The sequence below is a fragment of the Lysobacter sp. BMK333-48F3 genome (assembly GCF_019733395.1).
Taxonomy (GTDB): domain Bacteria; phylum Pseudomonadota; class Gammaproteobacteria; order Xanthomonadales; family Xanthomonadaceae; genus Lysobacter.
Map to the genome: position 1 here is coordinate 5,085,829 of NZ_JAIHOO010000001.1, position 22,556 is coordinate 5,108,384.

Genomic DNA, 22,556 nt, shown 5'->3' on the forward strand with positions numbered 1-22,556 from the left:
GCCGACTGTTTCGCCCTGCCCGCCGCGGCAATCTATCCAGGCCCCGGCAGCACGGTCGATGCGATGACACGGATGCCGCTCTGCAAAGGAAAAAGGCCGTCACCCTCGAGCAGGTGAGCCAGCGGAGCCGGGGTGACTTCATTGCAAGTGCCGAGGAAGCGTACATGTACGGCGAAACGGATTTCGCGCCGATGGCCAGGACGGCCGGTCGGCCGACGCCGCACAGGACGTGCGGGGTCCGCGCATGAGGGCAGCGACGTGGATGCAGGATTCGCTCCGCGCGCTGCCGCGCTACCTCCTGGTGCTGGCCACCGTCTCCGCGCTGGCGTGTCTGGCGCAGACGGTGGCGCCTTCTTCTGCGCCGACGCCCGCCGTTTCGCCGGGCTCGACCTCCTTGCCCGCATCCCGCACCGGCCCCGACACGCTGATGTTCGTCGTTGCGTCCGCAGCCAGCGCCTCCGCGCGCGAACCCGATGCCGCCCTTGGGCTCCCACGCTACGCGCGCACCGCGCCGGCGCCCGTCTCGCCCGTCTCACCGACCCCGTTCGCGCCCCTCGCTGCTCGGCTTCGCCCTGCGCAGGCCACGCCGCGCTGAGCGGCGGACGCTGGCCCGACCCCGCCCAACCGGCCTCCGCCTCGGCCGATTCTCCTGCAAGCGCTGCGCGGTCGGCGCCTTTCCGGCCCGGCTCGGGTTTCGCCGCGGCGGCCTCGCCGTTGTGCCGCGACCGGCACGCGCTTGGCCGGCGGCTTTTCCCTTTCTGCCGCCCCGCTCCGGGCGGCCCGATCTGAGCCGCGCCTGTCCGTGCGGACAGCGCTCGCCGCGCCCCTGACGGGCTCACCATTCGCCGTAGTATCCTCGCGGTCCCAACCCTGTGGAGCGGCGGAATGAAAGCACGGCCCTGGATGCGAACGATCGGCCCGGCGATCGGCCTGACCCTGGCCGCCGCGTTGCTGGCCAGTTGCTCCACCGGACCGGTACGCCGCGTCTCCGAACCCGCCGCGCGCATCCAGCAGTTGACCGTGCGCGCCAACGGCAGTTGGACGGTCGAGGTGCGGCTGGAGAACTTCAGCAGCATCCCGATGCGCTTCGACCGCTTCGATCTGCAGCTCAAGCTCGGCGAAGACAGCGCCGGCCAGTTGCAGGCCCAGCCCGCGCTGTCGATCGGCCCCGAATCGGCCGACGTGGTCAAGGTCGAGCTGACTCCGTCCGGCACCGCCAAGATCGCCGTCGCCGACGCCCTCGCCGGCGGCCGTAGCCTCAACTACAGCCTCAAGGGCGACGTCGTGGCCACTCCCGACGAAGCCAAGCAACGCACCTTCGCCATCGAACGCAGCAGCGCGCTGAGCCCCGCGCCGGGCTTGCCTGGCGTGATGCGCTGAAAGCCGGGAATGGGGAATCGGGAATCGGGAATCGGTTGAAGCCGACGCCCACTCCGCTTCCCATCCGCCTGGCCGCTCCTGCTTTCCCATTCCCCATTCCCTATTCCCCATTCCCGACCTATGAGCACCTACAAAGCCCCCCTCGCCGACATGCGTTTCGCCCTGTTCGACGTGCTCGGCGCCGAAGCCGCGTTCCAGCGCCTGGGTTACGCCGACGCCAGCCGCGACGTGCTCGACGCCGTGCTCGATGAAGGCGCGCGTTTCACCGAAACCGTGCTCGCCCCGCTCAACAGCGTCGGCGACCAGATCGGCTGCAGCCACGACAAGGCCAGCGGCGTGGTGACTACACCGCCGGGCTTCAAGCAGGCTTACGCCCAGTACGTCGAAGGCGGCTGGGCCGGCCTCACCTCCGACACCCGCTTCGGCGGCCAGGGCCTGCCGCACGCGGCCGGCGTGCCGCTGAAGGAAATGATCGACGCCGCCAACCTGGCCTGGGGCAACTTCCCGCTGCTCTCGCACGGCGCCACCGAGGCGCTGCTGCACCACGGCGAGGAGTGGCAGCAGGAGGTGTTCCTCAAGCCGCTGGTCGAAGGCCGCTGGACCGGCACCATGTGCCTGACCGAGCCGCATTGCGGCACCGACCTGGGCCTGCTCAAGACCCGCGCCGAGCCGCAGGCCGACGGCAGCTATGCAATCACCGGCACCAAGATCTTCATCACCGCCGGCGAGCACGATTTCACCGACAACATCGTCCACCTGGTGCTGGCGCGCCTGCCGGACGCGCCGGCCGGCAGCAAGGGCATTTCCTTGTTCATCGTGCCCAAGGTCCAGGTCGCGCGCGACGGCAGCCTGGGCGGGGCCAACGCGGTGCGCTGCGGCAGCCTCGAGCACAAGATGGGCATCCACGCCTCGGCCACCTGCGTGATGAACTTCGACGGCGCCCAGGGCTATCTGATCGGCCAGCCGCACAAGGGCCTGATGGCGATGTTCACCATGATGAACACCGCCCGCCTCGCGGTCGGCCTGCAAGGCCTGGGCCTGTCCGACCGCGCGCTGCAGAACGCGCTGCGCTACTCGCGCGAGCGCCTGCAGATGCGCGCGCTGTCCGGGGCCAAGCACCCCGAACTGGCCGCCGACCCGATCATCGTCCACCCCGACGTGCGGCGCATGCTGCTGACCTGCAAGGCGCTGGTCGAAGGCGGCCGGGTGATGGGCTACGACGCCGCCCTGCTGGTCGACATCGCCCACGCCAGCGGCGACGAGAAGGAACGCGCCGAGGCCGACGCGCTGATCGGCTTCATGACCCCGATCGTCAAGGCCTGCCTGACCGAGTGGGGCGTGGAATGCACCTACCACGCGCTGCAGTGCTTCGGCGGCCACGGCTACATCGCCGAGCACGGCATGGAGCAGCTCGCCCGCGACGCGCGCATCACCACCTTGTACGAAGGCACCACCGGCATCCAGGCCCTGGACCTGCTCGGCCGCAAGGTCATGCAGCTGCAGGGCGCGGGACTGAAGCTGATGCTGGAGCGGATCGAGCGCTTCTGCGCCGAGCACGAAGGCAATGCCGCGGTGGCCGAGTTCGTCGCTCCGCTGCGCGCCAAGGCGGCGCAGTGGCAGCAGCTGACGATGTCGATCGGCAAGCGCGCGATGGCCAATCCGGACGAAGTCGGCGCCGCCGCCTACGACTACCTGATGTACTCCGGCTACGTGTCGCTGGCCTACTGGTGGGCGCGCAGCGTCGCCGCCAGCGAAGCCTCGGCGCAGTCCGAGCGCTTCAAGGCCGGCAAGCGCGAAACCGCGCGCTTCTACTTCGCCCGCCTGCTGCCGCGTTGCGAAAGCCATGCCGCGACCATCGGCGCCAGCGTCGAGACCCTGACCGCGCTCGACGCCGACGCGTTCGACGCCTAAGCCCTCCCGCCCTGCCCTCGGCACCGCTCGCGCACTGCGCGCCGGTGCCGGCGGCGACGATCCGACCGCCGGCGCTCGGGCGGTCGCGAGCGGTCGGCGGCGCGCGATTTCGCGCGCCGCTACCAAATTCGTCATCAAACGGGTATAAGCTGGTTTCCCGATGGAGACCGATAGAGCGAAGATCCGCCTGGTCCGAACCGGAACCCACGCTGACATGCTGCAGCGTGAGCCGGATGCCTCCGGTGTCGCCGACCAATACTCGCCGTGGCCCGGCCCCCGCGCCGTCCCGCGCAACGCCCTCGAACGCCTGAGCTCGGTGCGACTGTTGTCGCTGGATGCGCACGGCCGGGTGCTGGACTGGATGAACTGGCAGACCGCCAGTTGCCTCTACGCCCGCGGCGCCGTCGCCTGGACCCTCGGCGATCCCTGCCTGGAAGTGCACGGCGGCATCAACCGCCTGACCGGCGAGCGCAGCGTGCTGGCCTTGCACCCGATCGTCGCCGCGCGCGGCCATGCCCGCCCCGGCGCGCTGGACCCGACGCCGGCGCTGACCAACGCCGCGCTGTTCGCCCGCGACGGCTACCTGTGCATGTACTGCGGCCACGACTTCCACCGCCCGCACCTGACCCGCGACCACGTCGTGCCGGTCTCCAAGGGCGGCCGCGACCTGTGGGAGAACGTGGTCGCCGCCTGCTTCGGCTGCAATTCGCGCAAGGGCAACCGCACCCCGCAGCAGGCCGGCATGCCGCTGCTCGCGGTGCCGTACCGGCCGAGCTGGGTCGAGCACCTGATCCTGTCCAACCGCAACATCCTCGCCGACCAGATGGCGTTCCTGAAAAACCAGCTGCCGAAGCGGTCGCATCTGGCCAACTGAAACGAGCGCGCACAAAGCGCCGGCGCAGGCGGCGCGAGCGCTCGCATGCGCTACGCCGACGCTTGCGGTTCGTCGTCCTTCGCCCAGACCCAGCCACTGCCGTTGCTACCCCCCTTTGAAAAGGGGGGCCAGGGGGGATTTGCTCTTACCTTGCTCTTGCCCGCCCCTGCCCCGTCCTCGCCCACCACCCCCAGCCCGCACCAACGCATCGACCGACGAATCGGAGCGCCTTCGAGCGCGCCCGCGCACGCGTTTACCCGCTTTCGCCGTCGACATCGAAAGCCAAGCCGACCGCTGCACGGCCAACTTCGTGACGAAAGTCGCAATATCGAGGCGTAAACCCCGTGTTTCTGCCCCAAAATGCTGCATAGCGACGCATCACGTCGCGTTGACGGTGACTCGTGCAGTCCGCAACACTTCTCGCTTGATTCTGATGCGGAAGCGACCATGCCTTTGACCCTCGGCCTGACCGGAATGGACCCGGCGACGGAGTCTGCGCTGCAGACCGCGTTCAAGGTCGCCAACGCCCAACTGGGCGGCCATTGGTCGCTGGTGCCCGAGCAACAGGCCGATTTCGTCGTGGTCGACATGGACAGCATGTACGGCCCGATGAGCTGGCTGCGCCTGCACGCCTCGGGCAAGTCGGTGATCGCGCTGACCGCCGCGCAACGCACCCAGGCCGACTTCCTGCTGTCGCATCCGGTCAACACCGATTCGGTGAAGCTGTTGCTCGGCGAGATCGCGCTGCAGTCCGGCCAGGCCCTGCCGACCCCGACTCCGGCCCCGGTCGAGATTCCGCCGCAGCCGCGCACCGACCCGACCGCCTCCCTGCCCGACGCCGTGGTCGAACTGCTCGAAGCCGACCGCGCCCAGATCCGCGCCGCGCAGGCGCCGGCCGCGGCTACGCCGTCGGCCGCACCGGCACCCATCGCACCTGCGCCCGTGGCGCCTGCGCCCGCCGCAGCGGCCGCGGTCGCCGCGCCCGTCGTTGCGCCGGCCGCGGCAGCACCCGCTCCGATCGCGGCGCCGGCCGCCGAGGCCGCCGCGGCGGACATCGCCGCAGCGGTTGCCGTTGCCGCCCCGGCCGCGCCCACCGCGCCTGCGACGCCCAGCATCACCGTCAGCGGCGACGGCCTGCTCGACTGGCTGATGCCGGGCCGCCTGCGCGGCCTGGTGCGTCTGAACCACGACGGCGAAGCGCTGTTGATCGACGCCGACGAACGCAAGTACCACGGGCCGGCGGCGCTGAAACCGCTCGTCGGGCTGTTCGAACGCGGTTTCGCCGCGGCCGATTTCGAATTGCTGCCGGCGGCGCAGTGGCAGGCCGCCGCGGCGCAGGCCGGCGCGGCGATGCCGCTGACCCGCCTGGTCTGGTTCGGCAACCTGCTCGCCGGCCGCGGCCGCCTCGCGCCGGGCTACGACCCGCAGCGCCGCTATCGCATGACCAAGTGGCCGCAGACCGAGCGCGAATACCCCAAGCATTTCCGCATCGCCACGGTGATGATGAAAGCGCCCGGGCACCTGGCCGAGATCGCCGAAGCCAGCGGCGTCAGCGAAGCCGAAGTCGCCGATTTCATCAACGCCAACCTCGCCACCGGTTTCGCCGAGGCCGAGGGCGACCCGGCGCCGGTCGAGCCGGCCAAGTCCGGCGGCCTGTTCGGCCGTTTGCGCGGCCGCTGAACCGCTGCGGCGCGGGGTCGCAGGCCCCCGCCCCGGCGACGTCCGCAATACCAAATCGCGACGATTCGAACGTATTCGGGCGGTTCCGCCTGAATGCGAGGCTGCGCGCTTCTTGCTCGCCTCACACTGGGGCGGGACAATGACCGACTAGCTGAACGTCAGATGGTCGTAATGATCGATTCGCAGCGCTACCCGCGTCTTTCCCGCATCCAGGTTCCCGCCGATCTGCGCCGCTTTCCCGAAGAGGAATTGCCGGCGATCGCGCAGGAACTGCGCGCCTACCTGATCGAACAGGTCGCCTTGGTCGGCGGCCATTTCGGCGCCGGCCTCGGCGTGATCGAACTCACCGTCGCCCTGCACTGGCTGTACGAAACGCCGCGCGACCGACTGGTTTGGGACGTCGGTCACCAAAGCTATCCGCACAAGATCCTCACCGGTCGCCGCGACAGCATCCATACGGTCAAGCAGAAGGACGGCGTCGCGCCGTTCCCGAAGCGCGACGAGTCCGAGTACGACACCTTCGGCGTCGGCCACAGCTCGACCTCGATCTCGGCCGCGCTCGGCATGGCGATCGCGCTCGAGCGGCTCGGCGACGAGCGCAAGGTCGTGGCGGTGATCGGCGACGGCGCGATGACCGCCGGCATGGCGTTCGAGGCGCTGGCGCACGCCGGCGGCCTGGATCCGGAGCCGAACGTGCTGGTGATCCTCAACGACAACCAGATGTCGATCTCCGAGAACGTCGGCGGCGTCACCAAGATGCTCGGCCGTCTGACCAGCAGCCGCACCCTCAACGCGATCCGCGAAGGCGGCAAGAAGCTGCTCGGCGACAAGCGCAAGCCGGCGGCGAAGTTCGTGCGCCGCTGGGAAGAGCACTGGAAGGGCATGTTCGTGCCCTCGACCTTCTTCGAGGAAGTCGGCTTCCACTACACCGGCCCGATCGACGGCCACGACCTGCCCGCGCTGCTGCACGCGATGAAGACGCTGAAGGGTCTCAAGGGCCCGCAGCTGCTGCACATCCTCACCACCAAGGGCAAGGGCTACGAGCTCGCCGAAGGCGACCAGATCGGCTACCACGCGGTCGGTCCGTTCGATCCGGAGAAGGGCCTGGTCGCCAAGGCCGGCGCCAAGAAGCCGACCTACACCGATGTGTTCGGCGAATGGCTGTGCGACATGGCCGCCGCCGACGAACGTCTGCTCGGCATCACCCCGGCGATGCGCGAAGGCTCGGGCCTGGTGCGCTTCAGCAAGGAATACCCGCAGCGCTACTTCGACGTCGCCATCGCCGAGCAGCATGCGGTGACCCTGGCCGCGGGCATGGCCTGCGAAGGCGCCAAGCCGGTGGTCGCGATCTACTCGACCTTCCTGCAGCGCGGCTACGACCAGCTGGTGCACGACGTCGCGATCCAGAACCTCGACGTGCTGTTCGCGATCGACCGCGGCGGCGTGGTCGGCCCCGACGGCGCCACCCACGCCGGCAACCTGGACCTGTCCTATCTGCGTTGCGTGCCGAACATGGTGGTGATGGCTCCGGCCGACGAGGACGAGTGCCGCAAGATGCTCAGCACCGGCCACCGCTACGAAGGCCCGGCCGCGGTGCGCTATCCGCGCGGCACCGGCCCCGGCGTCGCGGTGCAGCCGGACCTGGACGTGCTGCCGATCGGCAAGGCGCAGCTGCGCCGCCAGGGCTCGCGCGTCGCCCTGCTCGCCTTCGGCGCGATCGTGCCGGCGGCCGAGCAGGCCGCCGCCGAACTCGGCCTGACCGTGGTCAACATGCGCTTCGTCAAGCCGCTGGATCGCGAGCTGATCCTGGAGCTGGCCAAGAGCCACGACGGCTTCGTCACCCTGGAAGACAACGTCGTCGCCGGCGGCGCCGGCAGCGGCGTGGCCGAGCTGCTGTCCGCCGAAGGCATCGTCCTGCCGGTGCTGCACCTGGGCCTGCCGGACGAGTTCCAGCACCACGCCAGCCGCGAGCAACTGCTCGCCGAAGCCGGCCTGGACGCCGCCTCGATCCGCGCCAGCGTGCTCAAGCGCTGGCCGCAGTTGGCGGCGGCGCCGGCGCAGTCCGCGGCGGGCTGAGTCCCGCGCGCGCTTCGACCCAAAACGCCCGGCTCGCGCCGGGCGTTTTTGGTTTCGATAGCGCAGAAAATAAGAGTTCGCCGTTATCGGCTCGCCGCGGTCGCGGCTTGCGCCGCTCCTACAACGGAAACGTTGCGGCCGAAGCTCCTGCTGGAGCGGCGTAAGCCGCGACCACGCCGCTGCGGCTACGGCGAAACCGCTCCGCTCACACCGCCCAGAACGGCATCGCCACGAACGCGCTCAACAGCGCCGCCGCCGCGACCTTCACGCTCGCCTTCGGCGCCATCGTCATCAGCAAGGTCCACGCCAGCGCCGACACGATCATCGCCGCGAACCAGAAGATCGGGCCCTGGGCCCAGCCGCGCTCGTAGACCAGCACGGCGAACATCAGCGCCAGCAGCGCCCAGCCGACCGCGCGCAGGACGCGGCCGCGCGCGGGCACGAACGCGGCCGTCGACACCTGGCCGTGATGCTTTTCCAGCCCCAGGCTCAACAGGCACCACGCCGCCACGCCCAGACTCAGTCCCAACCACAGCATGCGCGCGCCTCCTCAGCGATCCGCCAGCGCCGGCTCGGCGGCGCGTTCGCGCCGCGACGGCGCCTGCGCCGGCCGCCGCGCCTTGATCCATCCGTGCCGCGCCAGCAGGGCGAAGCCCGCGGCCAGCGCCAGCGCGGTCAGGTCGACCGCGGCCAGGGCCCACTCGCCGCGCGCGATCGTGGCGAACAGGTGGCTGTTCGGCGCGGTGGCCAGATTGACCAACGGCACCAAGGCGAAAGCGGCGGCATTGAGGGCGAAGAACTGGCTCCAGCCGCGCTTGTGCACCGCCGGCACCGCCGCGTACAGCGTCGCCGCGATCCACACCGCGCAGAACACGGTGATCTCCGCGCTCGAACGTGCGACCGCATCGGCCGGAATCAGCCGGTTGGCGATCACCATCGCCGCGCTCGCCAGCGGCATGCCGCCGACCACGCCCAGGTTCAGCGCCTGCACCAGGCCGTAGCCCGACAGGCGGCCGGCCTCGGCGATCTTCTTCGCCCGCTTGTTGACCCAGACCTGCATGCCGCTGGCGATCATCACGCAGCCGGCCAGGCCCATGACGAAGTACAGCCAGCGCAACGCGCTGCCGCCCCACTGCGCCATATGCATGCCGCCGAGGAAGGTGTAAGTCTTGTAGCCGGGCCCGAACGCGCCGGTTTCGTGCAACAGCTTGCCGTCGTTGGCGTCGTAGAACACCTGGTCGAAATTCCAGGCCACGTCGCGGCTATGGTCGCCGCCGAAGGAAATGGTGGCGCTGGTGTCGTCGGGATGGTGCACGCTGACCCAGGTCAGCGGCTGGCCCAGGCGCCGGCGCGCGTCCTCGAGCAGGCGGTCGATCGGGTAGATCGCGGTCAGCGGCTTGCCGGTTTCGGCACGCTCGTAGCTGTCGGCGGCCTCGGCGTAGAACTTCTCGGCGTTGCCGTCGTAGGCGGTGAACAAGCCGGCCGGCATGTAATTGGCGACGAAGATCGCCACGCCGGTGTAGGCGATCATCAGATGGAACGGCAGGCCGAGCACGCCGGTGAGGTTGTGCCCGTCGAGCCAGGCGCGCTGGCCGCCGGCCTTGGGCCGGAAGGTGAAGAAGTCCTTGAAGATGCGCTTGTGGATCACGATGCCGGTCAGGATCGCGATCAGCATGAACATGCCGGCCAGGCCGACGATGTACATGCCCCAGGTCGGCGAGTGCAGGTTGAAGTGCAAGGTGAAGAAGAACTCGCCGCCGGCGGTCTCCGGCACTTTCTTGCCGGTGGCCGGATCCAGGCTGATCAGGTCCGGATCGCCGGCGTCGTAGTACACGCCGGCGTCCAGTGTCTTGCTGCGCTCGCCGGGCAGGGTCACGTAGTAGGCGTGCGGATGCGGCTTGGCGATCTTCTGCAGTTGCTCGACCGCGCTTTGCAGGCTGGGCGCCGGCGCGGCGGCCGCGCGTTCCTGGCCGTGCAGCGAGGGCTGCATCCAGTAGGTCAGCTCCTTGTCGAAGCAGGCGATGGTGCCGCCGACGAAGATCACGAACAGCAGCCAGCCGATCAGCAGTCCGGCCCAGGTGTGCAACCAGGCCATGGCCTGGGAAAAACTGTTTTTCATCGCCTCGGCCTCAGGTCGGCGGCACGGCGGAGCCGGGGAACAGGGCCGCAGCGCCGCACAGCTTGGCCGCCCAGAACAACAAGGCCGTGGCCAGCGCCGGAGCCCAGCACGCGCGCCAGGCGCTGCGCGCGGCGAAGGCGTACATCGCCACGCCGCACCAGACGAAGAAACTCAGCAGGCTGGCCGCGACCACCCGATCGACCCGCGGCAACGGCAAGGCCACGCTGAGAAAAGCGGTGCAGGCATAGGCGAAGAAATAGCCGATCACGATCGCCGCGAACGCGCGCGCGGCGACCGCGCCGCGATAGCGCCAGGACAGCGGCTGGCGCGGCTTGCGCGGGAGCGGCGGAGCCGGATTGACTAGGGTTTCGTTCATTGCGCTGGGCAGGGCGCCGGCCCGCGCCGGCGACGGCGGCGGGATGACGTTTGGGCGATGCGGGACGGACCTGGCCCCAGTCTAATTGGCAATAGTTCTCATTTGCAAACCATGACGGCGGCGGCGAGCGGATCTGCGCAGAGCGGCGCATTCCGACGTTGCCGCCGCGGTCGGGTTTACAGATCGCAACCCCGGTCGCGCCCGCGACCGGCTACGATCCGCTTTCGCCGCGTCCCCCATCCCCCGGAGCGCTACGCATGCGCCGTTCCCTGTTCGTCCTGCTGCTGTTGGCCCTGGCCCCGAGCGTCGCCCCGGCGCAGACGGCCGTGCCCGCGGCCGAGTCCATCCGCGACCTCGACACCCTGGTGGTCACCGGCGAGCAGCCCGGCCCCGGCATGTGGAAGGTGGTGCGCGGCGGCCATGTGCTGTGGATCCTGGGCACGGTCAGCCCGCTGCCGAAGAACATGACCTGGCTGTCGCGCGACGTCGAAGCGGCGATCGCCGAATCGCAGGCGGTGATCGCCCCGCCCTCGGTCAATTTCGACACCGACCTGGGCATGCTGCGCACGATGATGCTGATTCCGACCGCGCTGAAGGCGCGCAAGAATCCCGACGGCAAGACCCTGCAGGAAGTGGTGCCGGCGGACCTGTACGCGCGCTGGTCGACGCTCAAGGCGCGCTACATCGGCCGCGACGGCGGGGTCGAGAAGTGGCGGCCGATCTTCGCCGCGCAGGAACTGTACGAAGCGGCGATCGAGCGTTCGGGCATGAGCCTGAAGGGCGTGGTCAAGCCGGTGGTCGACCAGGCCGCCAAGCGCCACGGCGTGCCGGTGCTGGAGGCGCGGGTCGCGCTGAAGATCGCCGATCCGAAGGCGGCGCTGAAGGAGTTCGGCGCCAGCGCGCTCGACGACCGCGAATGCTTCGCCAAGACCATGGCGCGGATCGAGGGCGACCTGGAATCGATGCGCGCGCGCGGCAACGCCTGGGCGGTCGGCGACATCGCCGCGCTGCGCAGCCTGCCGCAGGGCGATCAGTACCGCACCTGCATGGACGCGCTGGCCACCACCGGCGTCGCCCACCGCCTGGGCTTCGCCGACCTGCGCGAACGCGTCGCCGCGACCTGGCTGGAACGCGCGCTGGATTCGCTGGCGGAAAACCGCAGCACCTTCGCCACCCTGCCGGTATCGGACCTGCTGGAGAACGGCGGCCTGCTCGACAAGCTGCGCGCCCAGGGCTACACCGTCGAGGATCCCTGAGCGGCCGCGCGCTCAGGCGCGCAGCCGGCGCACCAGGCCGTGGTCGCCGTCGACCTCGATTTCCTCGCCGTCGGTCAGTTCGCCGAGCAGGCCGGGCAGGTTGGCCACCGCCGGAATGCCGAACTCGCGCGCGACGATCGCGCCGTGCGACAGATACCCGCCGGTCTCCATGACCAGCGCCGCCGCGCGCAGGAACAGCGGCGTCCAGGCCGGGTCGGTGCTGGGCGCGATCAGGATCTCGCCCGCCGCCAGGCTCGCGCCCTGGTGCGGATCGCGCACGATCCGCGCCCGCCCGCGCGCGCGGCCGGCGCCGATCGGCGTGCCGCTCCAACCGTCCTCGCCCGCCGCGGCACGCGCCGGTTCCAGGGGCGCCGCCGCCAGGACGCCGTGTTCGACCACCAGTTCGGGCTCGGCCTGCAGCGCCTGCAGCAGACGCAACTCGCACCGGGTCCGCGCACGCGCTCGGGCGTGCGCCGGCGCGAGCCGACCGTCGGCCAGCGCGCACAGTTCCTCGGCGTCGAGCTCGAACGCATCCTCGGCCCGTTCCAGCGCGCCGCGCTCGCAGGCGCGCTCGCCGAGCTTCAGCGCCAGCCGCCGCAGCGCTTCGAAGTACGCCATCAGCGCGCTGCGCGCGGCCTCGCGCTGGTTGCTGTCGCGCGCCGCGCTGCGCAGCAGATAGTTCAGCGCCGGCCGCTGCCACCACGGCAGCCGTCCCTGCAGGCGTCGCCGCGCTTGCGCGCCGGCCTCGCGCTGGCGCAGACGCAGCGCCTGTGCGTCGCTGCCGCCCAGGGCCAGGATCTGGTCGAACAGATACTGCGGCCGTTCGCGCCAGCGCGCATGGCGCAGATAGCTCTCGGCGACCGTGCGATGGCCGTAGCGTTCGAGGAACGCGGCGAATTCGCCGCGGAACGCGCTGTCGGGCGGCAGGCTCTCGCGCCACGCCGCATCGTCGCGTCCGCCGCTGCGCAGCCAGGCCAGCACCGCCGGCTCGGCCGCCGCGCGCGCCGCCAGCGCCATCAGCTCGTAGCCCTGGCGCGCGGTGGTGCTCGGCTCGCCGCCGGCCAGCAAGGCCGCGGCCAAGGCATGGCCTTCGCCCGGGCAGTACTTCTCGATCAGGTCGACCAGGCCGCTGAGGCTGCCGCCGGCCGAACCCTGCAGGAAGAACAGCTCGTCGGCGCGGCGCACCTGCACGACCTGCTCGCTCAGGCGCTGGGCCAGCGCGCGATCGCCCTGGCTCAGGTCCTGTTCGCGCCACTGCTTCGCCTGCGCCAGTGCGGCGACGACCGCGGCGTCGGCCGCGCGTCGCCGCGCCGCCGACCGGCGCAGATACCTCAGCAGGCGCGCCACGCGGCGCAGCCGGTCGCGCCGACCCGGCGCGGGCACGGCGATCTCCGGCAGGCGTCCGCCGATCAGGGCGTTGATCGCCGCCGGCGCGATGCCGTAGGCGTCGTAGCCTTCCCACTGGATCAGCGAGGCCTCCAGGTACACCCGGCCATGGCGCAGGCCCGCGTGCGGCACGCCTTCCAGCACCGGATAGCCGCTGAGCTCGTAACCGGTGGTGAGCATGCGGTCGGCGGCCACGGCATAGATCGACCAGTCCATCGCCGACAAGGGCTCGGGCAGGATTTCGCGGGTGTTGCCGCGGGTCCACAGCGCCGGCTGGCCGCGCAGCGCCGGATAGGTGTGGCGCGCGCCGGCGGTGATCGGCCGCGCCTGTACGATCCACACCCGCGCGCCGTCCCAGACCCATTCCACGTCGTAATGCGGGCAGGCGAAATCGAGCGCGCGCGCCGCGTCCATCGCCAGCCAGGCGACCTGCTGCGACTGCTCAGGCGTCAGCACCGCCCGCGCGCCCTGCTCGGCCGGCGTGTCCGCCAGTTCGGTGCCGCCGTGTTGGCTGACCCGGGTGTAGTGGCGCTTGGCGCCGATACGGCGCTGCAGCGGCGCCAGGCGCTGTTCGATGCGGTCGTACCGCAGCAGGTATTCGTCGACATCGGCCTGGCCGCCGACCAGGGCCTCGCCCAGGCCCCAATGCGCGTTGACCGCGATCCGGTCCTCGCGTCCCGAGCGCGGGTCGCGGGTGAACACAACGCCCGAGGCCAGCGCCGGCAGCAGCGGCATCACCACCACCGCCATCGCGCTGTCGTCGGCGTCCAGGCCGAAACGCTCTCGGTAAGCGCGCGCGGCCGGCGCATGCGCCGAGTCCCAGACCTCGACCACCGCCTGCAGCAGCGCGTCCAGGCCGACCACGTTGAGACAGGAACGATGGATGCCGGCGAACGAGGCCTGGGCCGAGTCCTCCTGCGGCGCCGAAGAACGCACCGCCAGCGCCTGCGCGTTCCAGCCGCGCCGGGCCAGTTCCTCGGCCAGATGCTCGCGCAGCGCCGCGCCGACCGGCGCGCCCGGCGCGCGGCCGCGACTGGCGGCGGCGGCGATCACGAACCCGGCCGGCACCGCGATGCCGAGCCGGGCCATGCGCCCGAGCTGCCAGCCCTTGCCGCCGGCCACGCCCGCGCCGGCCGCTGCCGACGCGGCCCAGTCCAGCACCACGGCGGACTCGCTCATGGCGCCGCCCCGGCACGCGCCGCGGCGCCGTGCACGAACAGCTCGACGATCGCGGCGAACTCCTCCTCCAGCGTCGGCGCCGGCGCGCCCTCGCCCGGCGTCGCCAGCCAACGCATCAGCGCGCCCAGGTACAGGTGCTGGAGCAGGTCGGCCAACTGCCCGGCGGGCAGATCGCGCCGCAGTTCGCCGCTGGCCTGCCCGGCCAGGATCAACAGGCGGAACAACCGCTCCAGGCCGCTGCGCCCGTCGCCGTCGCGACGCCGCGCGGCGGCCTCGCTAGCGAGGAAGCGGTAGCGCACGTACGGCCACATGTAGCTACGCCGGCGTTCGCACCACTCGGCGGAAGTCCGCAGCCACTGCGACAGGCGGCGGGCGAAGGGCTCCGGCTCCGCCAGGCGGACCATCAGCCCGTCCAGCGCCTGCGCCAGCTCGCCGTGGAACCGGTGCGCCAACAGCGCTTCCTTGACCGGGAAATGGTTGTACAGCGTGCCCTTGGCCAGATCGGCCGCGGCGGCGATCTGCTCCATCGTCACCGCCTCGTAGCCCTCGGCCTCGAACAAGGCGAAGGCGGTGGCGGCGAGGTGGTCGAGGGTCTGCTGGCGCTTGCGCTCGCGCCGGCCCGGATCGGGCGTGGGGGCTGGAGAGTTCATGACGAGGCACGAATTGAACTTCGAACATATTTGTACGATGTTCAATATTTAGCAAGTGCCGGCCCGGCCGCCGGACGAGCCAGCCGAATCCGCATGGCCGGCCGATGCGCCCGGCTGGCCGGCGCCGCGGCGGAAGCCCGGCAAGGACGGCCATGCCGGCTGCTCAGAAACGCGCGCGCAGGTCGTCCAGCACCGGCACCAGCGCGAGCAGGCACAGCAAGGCCGCCAGCGGCACGATGGCGACGAAGCCGAGCCGGGCGAAGCCCAGCGCGCCGAGCACGCCGCCGAGGAAGAACAACCCGACCAGCCGCGCCAGCAGGCGCAACCGGGCCCGGTCCGCGCGCACCGGCGGCGCGGCCTCGCGGCGGTTCCAATAGGCGGATTTGCCCAGCTCGATGCCGAGGTCGGTGATCAGGCCGGTGACGTGGGTGGTGCGGATTTCCGCGCGCGAGAGCTTGGTGATCATCGCGTTCTGCAGCCCCATCACGAAGCACAACAACGCCGCGGTCGCCGAAACGAACAGCCATTGGGTGGCCTGCAAACGGCTGCCGGCGATACCGAACGCCAGCAACAGCCCGGCTTCGGCCATCAGCGGCAGCGCGTACTCGCTGTGCAGGCCGCGCCGGCGCCCCCAGTGGATCAGCATCGCCGAGCAGGCGGCGCCGGCGAGGAACGCCAGCACCGTGGCCAAACCGCCCGCCACCACCGCGTAGCGGCCCAGGGCGAGATCGTCGGCCATGCCCGAGACGATTCCGGTCATGTGCGAGGTGTACTGCTGCACGGCGAGAAACCCGCCGGCATTGACCGCGCCGGCGACGAAAGCCAGATACGCGGCCAGTTGCCGATCGGCGCCAGGCTGGCGGGTGCGGCCGGTCAGGCCGCGCAGATAAGCCACAGGCATTGCGCCCCCGAATCGAACGCGCCGACGGATCGCGACGCGACGATTATCGCGCGCCGGGCTTTCGATGAAATCCGCTCCCTCGCCGCCGCGCACGCAATGCCGGGCTCAGGAGCAAGCGCAGGGGACTGCCCGTCCGCTGGGATGCGGACGACGCGAGCCTGTCTGGAAGACGCGAACGGCCGCGGACCGGACTGGACGTCGGCTCCGCCTTATCGCGAAAGGGTGAAGTCAGCGAGCACTTGGGGCGGTGAGATTCGACGCATCACCCAAGCCGTTGATCCGCAACATCGAATGGTCGGGACGGCCGGATTCGAACCGACGACCCTCTGCCCCCCAGGCAGATGCGCTACCAGGCTGCGCTACGCCCCGACGTGTGTTGCGATGTTCCGCTCGTGGCGAGCGGGGCGGCAAGTATAGCCGCTGGAGCCGGGAATGGGGAATCGGGAATGGAGAATCGGCAAAGCTCTGCAGCCGTCGGCTCCCTATTCCCCATTCTCCATTCCCGATTCCCGGCCTTCAGCGCCTGAGCAGCTGCAAAACCTCTTCCAGCTCCATCCGCACCTGCTTGACGATCTGCGAGCTCAGCGCCGATTCGTCCTTGGCCGCCTCGCCTTCCAGGCGCAGGCGCGCGCCGCCGATGGTGTAGCCCTGTTCGTACAGCAGGCCGCGGATCTGCCGCACCATCAGCACCTCGTGGCGCTGGTAGTAACGGCGGTTACCGCGGCGCTTGACCGGGTTGAGGGTCGGGAACTCGGTTTCCCAGTAACGCAGCACGTGCGGCTTGACGTCGCACAGCTCGCTGACTTCGCCGATGGTGAAGTAGCGCTTCGCCGGAATCGGCGGCAGTTCGCGATTGCTGCCCGGGTCAAGCATGCTCCCCTCCGCTGTACGCCTCGACGCGTTCCTTCAGCTTCTGGCCGGGACGGAAGGTCACCACCGTCCGCGCCGAAATCGGGATCTCTTCGCCGGTCTTCGGATTGCGCCCCGGCCGCTGGTTTTTGCGACGCAGATCGAAATTGCCGAAGCCCGACAGCTTGACCTGGCGGCCCTGCTCCAACGCTTCGCGCAACGCGTCGAAGAACGCGTCGACGAATTCCTTGGCCTCGCGCTTGTTCAGTCCGACTTCGTCGAACAACCGCTCCGCCATTTCCGCTTTGGTAAGTGCCATTGTGTCCTCTGCGCGGCGCCCGGGACGGGACGCCGATCGAATCGCTCAGGCGCGCAGTTTCGCGCCGTGTTCGCGCTCGACCGCTGCGGTGACTTCGGCCACCACCGCGTCGACCTCCCGATCAGTCAGGGTGCGCGATTCATCCTGCAGAATCAAGCCCATAGCGAGACTCTTGAATCCGGTTTCCACGCCCTTGCCCTGGTAACGATCGAACAGGACCAATTCCCGCAGGCTGGGGCCCGCGGCGGCCCGGACGGTCGCCTGAACGGCGCCCCAGGCGACGTTGTCGGCGACGATGAACGCGCGGTCGCGACGCACCGAGGGGAAGCGCGACAGGCCGCCGGCGCGCGGCAGGGCGCGCTCGGCCAGCGGGGCCAGGTCGAGTTCGAAGGCGATCACGTCCTGGTCCAGGTCCAGGGCGCGCTGCAGGCGCGGGTGCAGCTGGCCGATCCAGCCCAGCCGGCGCTGCTGGCCGCCGTCGACCCGCCACACGTCGGCCGAACGGCCCGGATGGGCCCAGGCCGGCTGGCTCGGGCGGTACTCCAGGACCGCGCCGGCGCAGGCGGCCAGGCTGTCGAGGTCGCCGCGCAGGTCGTGGAAGCCGACCGCGCGCGCCGGCAGCGCCCACTGCTCGGCGTTGGCGCTGCCGCAGACCGCGGCGGCCACGCGCTGGGTCTCGACCGGGGCCGCGGCGGCGTCGCCGGCATGGAACACATTGCCCAGCTCGAACAGGCGCACCCGGCCCTGCTGACGGGCGGCATTGCGCGCCAGCGCCGCGACCAGGCCCGGCAGCAGCGAGGTGCGCATCACCCCGAGCTCGGCGCTGAGCGGGTTGGCCAACGGCACCGAACCGGCCCCGGCCTGCCACAGGTCCAGCCAGGCGGCGTCGACGAAGGCGTAGTTGATCGCCTCCAGGCAGTCGCGCGCGGCCAACTGGCGGCGCACGGTGACCGTGTCGACCCGGCCTTCGCTGGGCGCGACCAGGCGCGCGGCGCCGCCCGGTAGGGTGGTCGGGATCGCGTCGTAGCCGTGGATGCGGGCGATCTCTTCGATCAGGTCCTCTTCGATCGCGATGTCGAAACGGCGGCTGGGCGGGGTCACCCGCCAGCCGTCTTCGCTGCGTTCGAGCTTCAGGCCGAGCGCGCCGAGAATGCGTTCGACCTCGGCGTCGGCGACGCTCAGGCCCAGCACCCGCGCCAGGCGGGCGCGGCGCAGGGCGACCGGACGCGGCTGCGGCAGGTGGTCCGGCAAGGCCGACTCGACCACCGGGCCGGGCACGCCGCCGGCGATGTCGAGGATCAGCCGGGTCGCGTACTCGACCGCGGTGCGCGGCAGCTCGGGATCGACGCCGCGTTCGAAACGGTGGCCGGCGTCGGTGTGCAGGCCGAGCTTGCGGCCGCGGCCGATGATCGCCGCCGGGGCGAAGTGCGCGGCTTCGAGGAACACGTTGCGGGTGGCGTCGGTGACCCGCGTGTCGTAGCCGCCCATGATGCCGCCGAGCGCGATCACCCGCTGCGCGTCGCCGCTGCCGTCGACGATCGCCAGGAACTGCTCGTCCAGCGCCACGTCCTGGCCGTTGAGCAGCTTGGTCGTTTCGCCGGCGCGGGCACGGCGCACGCCGACCGGGCCCTGCAGCGTGTCGCGGTCGAAGGCGTGCATGGGCTGGCCGATCTCGAGCATCACGTACTGGGTGACGTCGACCAGCAGCGAGACCGGACGCACGCCGCTGCGGCGCAGCCGCTCGGCCATCCACACCGGGGTCGGCGCACTGGCGTCGACGCCTTCGATCACCCGGCCGCAGTAGCGCGGCGCGTCGGCGCCGGCGTCGAGTTCGACCGCCAGGGTTTCGGCGCTGGCCGCCGGCACCGCGGCGATCTGCGACGAAGCGACATTGGCGCCGGTCGCGGCGGCGACATCGTAGGCGATGCCGCGCACGCTGAAGCAGTCGGCGCGGTTCGGGGTCAGCTTGATCTCGATGCTGGCGTCGGGCAGGCCCAGGTAGTCCGCCAGCGGCGTGCCGACCGGCGCGTCGGCCGGCAGTTCGAGCAGGCCGGAGGCGTCCGGATCCACGCCCAGTTCCTTGGCCGAGCAGAGCATGCCGAAGGACTCGACCCCGCGCAGCTTGGCTGCCTTGATCGCGATCCCGCCCGGCAGTTGGGCGCCGACCGTGGCCAGCGGCGCGATCAGCCCGGCGCGCGCGTTCGGCGCGCCGCAGACGATCTGCACCGTGCCCTGCCCGGTCTCGACCTGGCACACCTGCAGGCGGTCGGCCTCCGGGTGCCGTTCGGCGGAGACGATGCGGGCCACGACCACGCCCTGCAGGGACTCGCCGAGCGCGACGACTTCTTCGACTTCCAGCCCGATCGCGGTCAGCGTCGCGGCGAGCCGCTCGCGCGAAACGGAGGTCGGGACATGCTGGCGCAGCCAGTTTTCGCTGAATTTCATGGGAGCCGGGAATGGGGAATGGGGAATAGGGAATCGGACGGCGCAACGCGGGGGCGGGAGGGGCAACGAGAATCGCAGCTCTTGCTCTTACGATTCCCTATTCCCCATTCCCGATTCCCGCCTCAGGCGAACTGCCTGAGGAACCGCACGTCGTTCTCGAAGAAGCTGCGCAGGTCGTCGACGCCGTAACGCAGCATGGTCAGGCGCTCCACGCCCATGCCGAAGGCGTAGCCGGTGTAGCGCTCCGGGTCGATGCCGACGTTGCGCAGCACGTTCGGGTGGACCATGCCGCAGCCCAGCACTTCCAGCCAGCGGGTGCTGCCGTCGGCCTGCTGCCAGGCGATGTCGACTTCGGCCGAGGGCTCGGTGAAGGGGAAATAGCTCGGGCGGAAGCGCATCTCGAAGTCGCGCTCGAAGAACGCGCGCACGAATTCGGCCAGGGTGCCCTTGAGGTCGGCGAAGCTGGAATGCTCGTCGATCAGCAGGCCCTCGCACTGGTGGAACATCGGCGTATGGGTCTGGTCGCTGTCGCTGCGGTAGACCTTGCCCAGCGCGATCATGCGCAGCGGCGGTTTGTTCTGCAGCATGTAGCGCACCTGCATGCCCGAGGTATGGGTACGCAGCAGGCGGGCGACGCCGGCGCTATCGGGCGGGAAATAGAAGGTGTCGTGCATCGCCCGCGCCGGATGGTGCGGGGGAAAGTTCAGCGCTTCGAAGTTGTGCCAGTCGTCCTCGATCTCCGGGCCGTCGGCCAGTTCGAAGCCGAGCCGGCCGAAGATGTCGGCCATGCGCTCCATGGTCCGGCTGACCGGGTGCAGGCCGCCGCGCTCGGCGTCGATGCCGGGCAGGGTCACGTCGATGGTCTCGGCGGCCAGGCGCGCGTCCAGCGCGGCCGCGTCCAGCGCGCCCTTGCGCTGCGCCAGCGCTTCGGTCAGCGCGTCGCGGGCCTTGTTGATCGCCTCGCCGGCGGCCTTGCGCTCGTCGGCCGGCAGCGCGCCGAGCTGCTTGAGCTGGGCGGTGACGCTGCCGGACTTGCCGAGCAGGGCCACGCGCAGCGCTTCGATGGCGTCGGGAGAGTCGGCCGCCGCGATATCGGCCAGCGCGTGCTGCGTCAGTTGCTCGATCTGCGCCATGTGCTCAGGTTTCCTTTCACTTGCCTTGCGTTGAATTGCCTCGCGATCGCCCGCCGCGGAGTTCCTCCGCCCAGGTCCTCGCCTGTTCACTGCCCGCCTCGACCAGTTGCCTGGTCGCCTCGTCGCAGCCCGCCGCCGACTCCGGGGCCCCGGTCGCGATCGCCGAGTTGATGATGACGTCGAGCAGTTGCTGAGCCGGAAGCCGCTTTTCCAGGACCATGGTGATCTTGTCGACATCCTCGGCGAAACGCTTGCCGCGCGCCTCGTCCAGCACCTTGCACTGCTCGTTGCGGCCCTGCGCGACCACCACCTCGGCGTAGCGCTTCAGCGTTTGCGCATTGCGCTGCTGGCGCGCATCCGGCGCCTGCGCCGATGCCGCCGCCGTCAGACCCAGCAACGCCAGGGTACCCAGCGCCGACTTGCCGTACCCGAAGATTCCTTTCATCGACCGCTCCGTTGAAATCCGACCGCCGTTGTTCGCGGCCCAGAAACGACAATGGGGAAGGACTTGCGCCCTTCCCCATGCCTTAGGTTCCCCGTGAAAAGTCCGCACATGGAAGCGCGGGCTTTGCGGAGGGATCCGCCTTAAGCCGCGAGCGCGCTCTTCGCCTTTTCCGCCAGCGCCGCAAAACCCTTCGCGTCGTGCACGGCGATGTCGGCCAGCACCTTACGGTCGAGGGTGATGCCGGCCTTCAGCAGGCCGTTGATGAAACGGCTGTAGCTCAGGCCGTTGATGCGGGCCGCCGCGTTGATGCGGGTGATCCACAGCGAACGGAAATTGCGCTTCTTCTGCTTACGACCGATGTAGGCGTACTGCAGGGCCTTCGTCACCGCCTGCTTGGCGACGCGGAAGACCTTGCGGCGGGCGTTGTAGTAGCCCTTGGCCTGCTTCAGGATTTTCTTGTGACGGCGACGCGCCGTTACACCACGCTTAACTCGTGCCATTTTTCAGTCTCCTCACAAATACGGAAGCATGCGGTCCAGACGGCCGGCGTCCTCGGCGCGAACATGGTTCGTCTGCCGCAGGTTGCGCTTCCGCTTGGTCGCTTTCTTGGTGAGGATGTGGCTCTTGTTGGCGTGGCCGCACTTGTACTTGCCGGAAGCGGTCTTCCGGAAGCGCTTGGCCGCCGCCCGATTGGTCTTGATCTTGGGCATTGCGATGTCCTTTCGGAGGTTTATGTCACTGGCCTGGGCGGTGGCCTGCGGCGCTGACGCGCCCTGCCACTCTTTCCGTCCTGCCCTTGCCGGCTTGTAAGTCGTTGATCTGAAACGAATCTACGACAGGTCCGTGAACTTGCATACAACAAACCCGGCGAACCGGGCCGCATAGTATGCGGCCTGGGCGCCGGGCTTGCAAATATATCGAAGGAAATCAGTCGATTGGCGCCGCCGCCAGGGTCCCGGCGGCGCGCTGCGGGCCGCCCCGGAGGCCGGGGCCGGCCGCTTACTGCTTCTTCTTCGGCGCGATCATCATGACCATCTGCCGCCCTTCCAGGCGCGGACGCGATTCGATCACGATGTCTTCGCCCAGGTCGGCCTCGATCCGCGCCGCCATCTCGCGACCGAGCTCCTGGTGGCTCATTTCGCGGCCGCGGAAGCGGATGTTGACCTTGACCTTGTCGCCCTCTTCCAGGAAGCGGCGCATGTTGCGCAGCTTGATCTGGTAGTCGCCCTCGTCGGTGACGGGGCGGAACTTGAGCTCCTTGATCTCGACCTGCTTCTGCTTCTTCTTGGCCTCGTTGGCCTTTTTCTGCTGCTCGAAGCGGAATTTGCCGAAATCCATGATCTTGCAGACCGGCGGATCGGCATTCGGCTGGATTTCGACCAGATCCAGGTCTTCCTCTTCGGCCATGCGCAGCGCTTCGTCGCGCGTGAGCACGCCGATCATTTCGCCATCGCTGCCGATCACGCGCACGCGCGGTACGCGGATTTCCTGGTTCTTTCGATTCGGCTTCTCGGGGGTACTGATTGTTGGATCTCCAAGGTGGTTCAGGCCGTCCCGGACGGCGCCGGGACGGGGTC

20 protein-coding genes, 1 tRNA gene and 1 pseudogene are annotated in these 22,556 nt (G+C 70.0%); 7 read left to right on the top strand and 15 right to left on the bottom strand.

The window, feature by feature from the left end:
- Positions 1–262 precede the first annotated feature (262 nt).
- The 6 genes from K4L06_RS21895 (at position 263) to dxs (ending at position 7,921) form a co-directional block, all read left to right on the top strand.
- Positions 263–595, top strand: a complete 333-nt coding sequence (locus K4L06_RS21895) for a hypothetical protein (protein ID WP_221673376.1) — start codon at positions 263–265, stop codon at positions 593–595.
- A gap of 308 nt (positions 596–903) precedes the next feature.
- Positions 904–1,380, top strand: a complete 477-nt coding sequence (locus K4L06_RS21900) for an LEA type 2 family protein (protein WP_221673736.1) — start codon at positions 904–906, stop codon at positions 1,378–1,380.
- Positions 1,381–1,500: 120 nt separating this feature from the next.
- A complete protein-coding gene (locus tag K4L06_RS21905; protein WP_221673377.1) occupies positions 1,501–3,291 on the top strand; it encodes an acyl-CoA dehydrogenase C-terminal domain-containing protein in 1,791 nt (596 codons plus the stop codon).
- A gap of 361 nt (positions 3,292–3,652) precedes the next feature.
- Positions 3,653–4,165 (top strand): HNH endonuclease, encoded by a 513-nt coding sequence (locus K4L06_RS21910; protein ID WP_343225829.1) that lies wholly within the window; start codon positions 3,653–3,655, stop codon positions 4,163–4,165.
- A gap of 447 nt (positions 4,166–4,612) precedes the next feature.
- Complete coding sequence (locus K4L06_RS21915; RefSeq protein WP_221673379.1) at positions 4,613–5,845, top strand: hypothetical protein; 1,233 nt, start codon at positions 4,613–4,615, stop codon at positions 5,843–5,845.
- Positions 5,846–6,016: 171 nt separating this feature from the next.
- Entirely contained in the window at positions 6,017–7,921 is a 1,905-nt protein-coding gene (gene dxs, locus K4L06_RS21920) for a 1-deoxy-D-xylulose-5-phosphate synthase (protein ID WP_221673380.1), read from the top strand.
- Positions 7,922–8,126: 205 nt separating this feature from the next.
- On the opposite strand, the gene K4L06_RS21925 is transcribed toward dxs, so the two are convergent.
- Genes K4L06_RS21925 through K4L06_RS21935 form a run of 3 tightly spaced genes read right to left on the bottom strand, consistent with a single transcriptional unit; the run spans position 8,127 to position 10,416 of the window.
- Positions 8,127–8,459, bottom strand: coding sequence for a DUF3325 domain-containing protein (locus tag K4L06_RS21925; protein ID WP_221673381.1), 333 nt, complete (start codon positions 8,457–8,459; stop codon positions 8,127–8,129).
- A 12-nt stretch (positions 8,460–8,471) separates the two neighbouring features.
- Positions 8,472–10,040, bottom strand: a complete 1,569-nt coding sequence (locus K4L06_RS21930) for a PepSY-associated TM helix domain-containing protein (RefSeq protein ID WP_221673382.1) — start codon at positions 10,038–10,040, stop codon at positions 8,472–8,474.
- 10 nt (positions 10,041–10,050) lie between these two features.
- Positions 10,051–10,416 carry a hypothetical protein gene (locus K4L06_RS21935; RefSeq protein WP_221673383.1) on the bottom strand — a complete coding sequence of 122 codons (366 nt, stop codon included), beginning with the start codon at positions 10,414–10,416 and terminating at the stop codon, positions 10,051–10,053.
- 257 nt (positions 10,417–10,673) lie between these two features.
- Between K4L06_RS21935 and K4L06_RS21940 the strand changes: the two genes are divergently transcribed.
- On the top strand, positions 10,674–11,672 hold the full coding sequence (locus tag K4L06_RS21940) for a TraB/GumN family protein (RefSeq protein WP_221673384.1): 999 nt from the start codon (positions 10,674–10,676) through the stop codon (positions 11,670–11,672).
- Between the two features lie 12 nt (positions 11,673–11,684).
- Here K4L06_RS21940 and K4L06_RS21945 read toward each other — a convergent pair whose 3' ends face one another.
- From K4L06_RS21945 to infC, 12 genes and pseudogenes are all read right to left on the bottom strand, one after another.
- Positions 11,685–14,237: a PEP/pyruvate-binding domain-containing protein gene (locus K4L06_RS21945; protein WP_221673385.1), complete on the bottom strand. Its 2,553-nt coding sequence runs from the start codon at positions 14,235–14,237 to the stop codon at positions 11,685–11,687.
- A complete protein-coding gene (locus K4L06_RS21950; protein WP_221673386.1) occupies positions 14,234–14,887 on the bottom strand; it encodes a TetR/AcrR family transcriptional regulator in 654 nt (217 codons plus the stop codon). The genes K4L06_RS21945 and K4L06_RS21950 overlap by 4 nt, the downstream gene beginning before the upstream one ends.
- 169 nt (positions 14,888–15,056) lie before the next feature.
- Positions 15,057–15,788 (bottom strand): annotated as a pseudogene (locus K4L06_RS21955) (YoaK family protein); the annotation flags it as partial.
- A gap of 292 nt (positions 15,789–16,080) precedes the next feature.
- Positions 16,081–16,157: transfer RNA gene (locus K4L06_RS21960), tRNA-Pro, on the bottom strand.
- 147 nt (positions 16,158–16,304) lie between these two features.
- Positions 16,305–16,661, bottom strand: a complete 357-nt coding sequence (locus tag K4L06_RS21965) for a MerR family transcriptional regulator (protein ID WP_057948383.1) — start codon at positions 16,659–16,661, stop codon at positions 16,305–16,307.
- Complete coding sequence (locus K4L06_RS21970) at positions 16,654–16,956, bottom strand: integration host factor subunit alpha (RefSeq protein WP_031370383.1); 303 nt, start codon at positions 16,954–16,956, stop codon at positions 16,654–16,656. The genes K4L06_RS21965 and K4L06_RS21970 overlap by 8 nt, the downstream gene beginning before the upstream one ends.
- 45 nt (positions 16,957–17,001) lie before the next feature.
- Positions 17,002–19,401 (bottom strand): phenylalanine--tRNA ligase subunit beta, encoded by a 2,400-nt coding sequence (gene pheT / locus K4L06_RS21975; RefSeq protein ID WP_221673388.1) that lies wholly within the window; start codon positions 19,399–19,401, stop codon positions 17,002–17,004.
- A gap of 122 nt (positions 19,402–19,523) precedes the next feature.
- Positions 19,524–20,534 (bottom strand): phenylalanine--tRNA ligase subunit alpha, encoded by a 1,011-nt coding sequence (gene pheS / locus K4L06_RS21980; protein WP_221673389.1) that lies wholly within the window; start codon positions 20,532–20,534, stop codon positions 19,524–19,526.
- 16 nt (positions 20,535–20,550) lie between these two features.
- The gene (locus K4L06_RS21985) at positions 20,551–20,979 is read right to left on the bottom strand and encodes a hypothetical protein (RefSeq protein WP_221673390.1); all 429 of its coding nucleotides are present in this window, start codon (positions 20,977–20,979) and stop codon (positions 20,551–20,553) included.
- A 140-nt stretch (positions 20,980–21,119) separates the two neighbouring features.
- Entirely contained in the window at positions 21,120–21,479 is a 360-nt protein-coding gene (gene rplT / locus K4L06_RS21990) for a 50S ribosomal protein L20 (RefSeq protein ID WP_064748377.1), read from the bottom strand.
- Positions 21,480–21,491: 12 nt separating this feature from the next.
- Positions 21,492–21,689 (bottom strand): 50S ribosomal protein L35, encoded by a 198-nt coding sequence (gene rpmI, locus K4L06_RS21995; RefSeq protein WP_027083463.1) that lies wholly within the window; start codon positions 21,687–21,689, stop codon positions 21,492–21,494.
- Between the two features lie 289 nt (positions 21,690–21,978).
- Entirely contained in the window at positions 21,979–22,503 is a 525-nt protein-coding gene (gene infC / locus K4L06_RS22000) for a translation initiation factor IF-3 (protein ID WP_343225830.1), read from the bottom strand.
- Positions 22,504–22,556: the final 53 nt, after the last annotated feature.

Coding starts and splice junctions, on each gene's coding strand:
- K4L06_RS21985 (WP_221673390.1), bottom strand. CDS start 20,979: ATGAAAGGAATCTTCGGGTACGGCAAGTCGGCGCTGGGTACCCTGGCG.
- K4L06_RS21950 (WP_221673386.1), bottom strand. CDS start 14,887: ATGAACTCTCCAGCCCCCACGCCCGATCCGGGCCGGCGCGAGCGCAAG.
- K4L06_RS21910 (WP_343225829.1), top strand. CDS start 3,653: ATGAACTGGCAGACCGCCAGTTGCCTCTACGCCCGCGGCGCCGTCGCC.
- pheT (WP_221673388.1), bottom strand. CDS start 19,401: ATGAAATTCAGCGAAAACTGGCTGCGCCAGCATGTCCCGACCTCCGTT.
- K4L06_RS21930 (WP_221673382.1), bottom strand. CDS start 10,040: ATGAAAAACAGTTTTTCCCAGGCCATGGCCTGGTTGCACACCTGGGCC.
- pheS (WP_221673389.1), bottom strand. CDS start 20,534: ATGGCGCAGATCGAGCAACTGACGCAGCACGCGCTGGCCGATATCGCG.
- dxs (WP_221673380.1), top strand. CDS start 6,017: ATGATCGATTCGCAGCGCTACCCGCGTCTTTCCCGCATCCAGGTTCCC.
- K4L06_RS21945 (WP_221673385.1), bottom strand. CDS start 14,237: ATGAGCGAGTCCGCCGTGGTGCTGGACTGGGCCGCGTCGGCAGCGGCC.
- rpmI (WP_027083463.1), bottom strand. CDS start 21,689: ATGCCCAAGATCAAGACCAATCGGGCGGCGGCCAAGCGCTTCCGGAAG.
- K4L06_RS21940 (WP_221673384.1), top strand. CDS start 10,674: ATGCGCCGTTCCCTGTTCGTCCTGCTGCTGTTGGCCCTGGCCCCGAGC.
- K4L06_RS21935 (WP_221673383.1), bottom strand. CDS start 10,416: ATGAACGAAACCCTAGTCAATCCGGCTCCGCCGCTCCCGCGCAAGCCG.
- K4L06_RS21970 (WP_031370383.1), bottom strand. CDS start 16,956: ATGGCACTTACCAAAGCGGAAATGGCGGAGCGGTTGTTCGACGAAGTC.
- rplT (WP_064748377.1), bottom strand. CDS start 21,479: ATGGCACGAGTTAAGCGTGGTGTAACGGCGCGTCGCCGTCACAAGAAA.
- K4L06_RS21965 (WP_057948383.1), bottom strand. CDS start 16,661: ATGCTTGACCCGGGCAGCAATCGCGAACTGCCGCCGATTCCGGCGAAG.
- K4L06_RS21925 (WP_221673381.1), bottom strand. CDS start 8,459: ATGCTGTGGTTGGGACTGAGTCTGGGCGTGGCGGCGTGGTGCCTGTTG.
- K4L06_RS21905 (WP_221673377.1), top strand. CDS start 1,501: ATGAGCACCTACAAAGCCCCCCTCGCCGACATGCGTTTCGCCCTGTTC.
- K4L06_RS21915 (WP_221673379.1), top strand. CDS start 4,613: ATGCCTTTGACCCTCGGCCTGACCGGAATGGACCCGGCGACGGAGTCT.
- K4L06_RS21895 (WP_221673376.1), top strand. CDS start 263: ATGCAGGATTCGCTCCGCGCGCTGCCGCGCTACCTCCTGGTGCTGGCC.
- K4L06_RS21900 (WP_221673736.1), top strand. CDS start 904: ATGCGAACGATCGGCCCGGCGATCGGCCTGACCCTGGCCGCCGCGTTG.